Raw genomic sequence first — 993 nt, 5'->3', positions numbered from 1 at the left:
ACCGGAGGAAGGTGGGGATGACGTCAAATCATCATGCCCCTTATGACCTGGGCTACACACGTGCTACAATGGATGGTACAAAGGGCTGCAAGACCGCGAGGTTAAGCGAATCCCATAAAACCATTCTCAGTTCGGATTGCAGGCTGCAACTCGCCTGCATGAAGCTGGAATCGCTAGTAATCGCGGATCAGCATGCCGCGGTGAATACGTTCCCGGGCCTTGTACACACCGCCCGTCACACCACGAGAGTTTGTAACACCCGAAGTCGGTGGGGTAACCCGGGGCAAAACTTAACCTCTTATCATATTTATAGGAAGTTAAGTTTTGCCTTGGGAGCCAGCCGCCTAAGGTGGGACAGATGATTGGGGTGAAGTCGTAACAAGGTAGCCGTATCGGAAGGTGCGGCTGGATCACCTCCTTTCTAAGGAATATATACAAGACGTGACGGTCTTTGTTCGTTCAGTTTTGAGAGTATAATCTCTCATTTTTGTTCTTTGAAAACTAGATAATGTAATGAAGAAGACATTACCGAGTAATCGCCATTTTAGGTTTTCTCTCTTATATAAATAAATWAGAGTTTAAAAACCGTGAGGGTGATGAGAAGCGAACAGGTCGAGGAATCGATTGAGGAAGCACCGGAGCGTATGTTTTGTATACGTGAGGATGCTGACGATTGAGATGACGAAGAGATGTGAAGCTTATCATCGGCCGAACAGGTTAAGTTAGAAAGGGCGCACGGTGGATGCCTTGGCACTAGGAGCCGATGAAGGACGGTACTAACACCGATATGCTTCGGGGAGCTGTAAGTAAGCTTTGATCCGGAGATTTCCGAATGGGGAAACCCTCCATCCGTAATGGGATGGAACCCTTGCCTGAATACATAGGGCATTGGAGGCAGACCCGGGGAACTGAAACATCTAAGTACCCRGAGGAAGAGAAAGCAAACGCGATTCCCTGAGTAGCGGCGAGCGAAACGGGATTAGCCCAAACCAG

At 48.7% G+C, this 993-nt stretch carries 2 rRNA genes; both read left to right on the top strand.

From position 1 onward, the window contains the following. A 16S ribosomal RNA gene (locus FZD51_RS25870) occupies positions 1-421 on the top strand; the annotation flags it as partial. Between the two features lie 294 nt (positions 422-715). Beyond that, positions 716-993 (top strand): 23S ribosomal RNA (locus FZD51_RS25865); the annotation flags it as partial.

This window comes from Bacillus infantis (genome assembly GCF_008180445.1).
In the GTDB taxonomy this organism is placed as follows: Bacteria; Bacillota; Bacilli; order Bacillales; family Cytobacillaceae; genus Bacillus_AB; species Bacillus_AB infantis_B.
Note: the sequence above shows the minus strand (reverse complement) of the source record. Positions and strands in the feature narration are given on the sequence as shown.